Source organism: Candidatus Accumulibacter vicinus (assembly GCF_000584955.1).
Classification (GTDB): domain Bacteria; phylum Pseudomonadota; class Gammaproteobacteria; order Burkholderiales; family Rhodocyclaceae; genus Accumulibacter; species Accumulibacter vicinus.
On the sequence record NZ_JDSS02000015.1, the window covers coordinates 80,729 to 83,543 of the forward strand.

The 2,815-nt window shown below is 60.3% G+C and carries 4 protein-coding genes; 2 read left to right on the forward strand and 2 right to left on the reverse strand.

What is annotated here, in order from left to right:
- On the reverse strand, positions 1–114 hold a 114-nt coding region (locus CAPSK01_RS21755; protein ID WP_273703065.1), incomplete at its 3' end, for a hypothetical protein.
- A 536-nt stretch (positions 115–650) separates the two neighbouring features.
- Here CAPSK01_RS21755 and CAPSK01_RS04010 point away from each other — a divergent pair.
- On the forward strand, positions 651–1,517 hold the full coding sequence (locus tag CAPSK01_RS04010) for a hypothetical protein (protein ID WP_034922854.1): 867 nt from the start codon (positions 651–653) through the stop codon (positions 1,515–1,517).
- Positions 1,518–1,603: 86 nt separating this feature from the next.
- Here the strand turns inward: CAPSK01_RS04010 and CAPSK01_RS04015 are convergent, their stop codons facing one another.
- A complete protein-coding gene (locus CAPSK01_RS04015; protein ID WP_034922856.1) occupies positions 1,604–2,368 on the reverse strand; it encodes a PEP-CTERM sorting domain-containing protein in 765 nt (254 codons plus the stop codon).
- A gap of 168 nt (positions 2,369–2,536) precedes the next feature.
- On the opposite strand from CAPSK01_RS04015, the gene CAPSK01_RS04020 reads away from it, so the two are divergent.
- Positions 2,537–2,815, forward strand: a 279-nt coding sequence (locus CAPSK01_RS04020; protein WP_273703048.1) for a hypothetical protein, incomplete at its 3' end; no start/stop codon positions are given.

Sequence of the window (2,815 nt, forward strand, 5' to 3'; positions counted from 1 at the left end):
CACCAGCAAGCCGAACTCGGTTTCGTTGAGGTTGAGTTCGGCCTTGATCTTGATGCCGATGACGGAAAACATGACCCACACGGCGAAATTCACCGCAAAGGCCAGCGTATTCATCGTCAGGACGGAAATCTGCTCGCGGCTGTATCCCGGCTTGCTCCTCTCAGGCGGTGTCACTTTCGTTCCCTCTGGTTGTCATGCGAAAAAGATTTGGCCACGGCCCCCCGTGGCACGGTGGTCATAAGCTCAGGATGAGCGCACCCGCAGGTCAATGGTCCGAGGTTACGGCAGGACCGGCACGGGCAGACATGATCTGGATCAAGATTCGTGTGGAAGTGGTGTCAGCGACGCAGGTATTGTCTTGCGCCTGTTGGGAGACGGGTGGGGGCGAAAACAGGAAAACCCGATAGCCCTCGTTGATTGTGTAGTAATAACGTCGGAAATTTTTACACTGTGCATCAAAAAAATCGGTTGATCAATTTCAACTCATTGGTTTTATTGTAAAAATGAATTTTGGCATGCTATGTGCTTGCTGGTCCCCTATCCGACCATCACCATCGGGGCATCGGTGGTGGCGATACTGGGGGGTGTCGAGTGGTTCACATCCCGATTGTCAGGAACAAGCCAAAATAACGGCATACGGAGGTCTGTATATGACGAAGACAAGAATCTTGCTGGCCGGGATGGCGATTTCGATGGCGCCTCTCGCTGAAGCGATGCCGGTCACCCGCTCAATAGTGACCACCAGCGGCGCGGCAGATGTCGCTTTCAAAGCGGTCATCGATTCATTCCGGAGCGATCTGGGCGGTGTCCTCAATCCCCCTGGGGCCTGTGCGCCGGGACCCTGTACGACAGGCCGGCGGGAGATCAACTGGGATGCGGTGCCTCTGGGGTTCAGTTCGCCGAACGCATTTCCGGGGGATTTCTTCAATGGCACCACCGGCGTTCAGCCAGCCGGCCGGCTTCGCGGGGCCACATTCACCACGCCGGGGACCGGTTTTCGCGTGAGCGCTTCCGAATTCTCCGACGAAGCAGGCTTTGGTCCGGCCGAGTTCGATGCGTTCAGCCCGATAAGGTTGTTCGCCAGCATGGGGAGCAACATCACCGATGTGACCTTCTCCGTGCCCGGGAGCCCAGGGCTGGCGGCGACGGTGCGCGGCATGGGCGTCGTCTTCGCCGATGTGGATTACACGGGAAGCGCGTCACTGGAGTTTTTCGGCACCAGCGGTGCGTCGCTGGGGTTGTTCCCGGTGGAAGGTGTCTTCCCGACTGCAGACGGGCGCAACAGCCAGGGTTCATTCTCATTCCTGGGCGTCTCGTTCAACTCCGGCGAGAGAGTCTCGCGTGTGCGCATCGTGTCGGGCGCGCACGGCATTGACGGCACCTATACCGGTCTGGACGACGCCGTGGTCATGGATGACTTCATCTACGCCGAGCCGCAGGCGGTGCCCGCACCGCTGACCAGCACCCTGGTCGGTGCAGGTCTGGCCGGACTGCTGGCATTCCGGCGGCGGCGGTAGCCGCCAAGAATACCGCAGCCATACCGCAACCGAGGCACGTTTTATACACACGTGCCTCGGCGTGAGCTGCGCTGTCCTTCCGGCGTTCAGCCGTGGCGGCGGCGACCCAACAGCAAAATGAGCAAACCGGCACCGAGCAGGCCTAGCGCGCCTGGCTCGGGAACCAGACTCACTCTGGGCGAATTCGGAATCCCGCCCAAGGGGAAGGCGGGATCACCTGTGCGAACCGGTTGGAATGCCCACGACGCCTGGTAGGGTGCGGCAACCGCATCAAAGTCTGCAACGAAGCTGAAGCCAGAAAGCGAGCCATCCGGCATGATGGCATCCTGCAAGATCGATTCGCAGGACACGATTGCTGCCGCGCTGGCGATGCGTGCGGATGTGCCGACATCGACCCAGCAGTCGCTGTACCAGTGCAGAACCTCGGTGACGGTCGTGAACGGGCTGCCGGCTCCCGCGAAGAACGGGTCGCCCGGCGTCTGCCATGCAGCGACGCCTGCCCATCCGGTGCTGGAGTTCGTCACGCCGATGGTCTCGATGCTGTAATTCCAGCCGGACGGTGACTTGATGTTCTTGATGCCGGCATCACCGAACCAGGGCAACTCCCAGTCGACAATCAAGGGTTCACGGTCAGGACCGCCATCAGACTTGCTGGTATTGTTCACCGTGTAGTTGTAGGTCCAGGTGCCGTCGCCGTTATTGACGACACTGTCCGTGACGGTCGAGCTGCGTGTCCAGCCACTGCCAATCCCCGCGACAGCAGGTTGCGCGGCTACCAGGCCAAGGGCCAGAATGGCGGCCAGAGACGCGGATCTTCTCGTGAGCGAGCTGCACAATGCTAAGGTATTCATGGAATCCCTCCTTCAGGGTCGATCGACAATGAAACTGTACGCCCCATGCGACAAGCAAATTTCATACCGGAAATATTTTTGTCATCGTATCAACAGCTTGGAAAATTGCTTTGCCACTGGTGTAAAGAAAACCGACACCTGTTCTGAAAAATGGCCCAGGGAGATGCCATGCCCTTCACTCGACGTCAAGTGTTGACGCTGACCGGGGCTTCGCTGCTGCTGTCGCTCCTTACCTGGTGGCCGCGCCGCGAGACCCCACTGGTTCCGGCATCGAGGCCGGATGAACTGAGCGCCTGGATTGATACGCTGCTGCCCGCCGAGACGGATTTTCCGGGCGCAGTGGCGCTCGGAGTAGGCGAACGGATGGCGGCCGCGATTGCCCGCGAACCCGCCTACGCCCGCTTGACTGCGGCGGCCATGGGCTGGCTGGCGGCCCGCGCCCGCGAG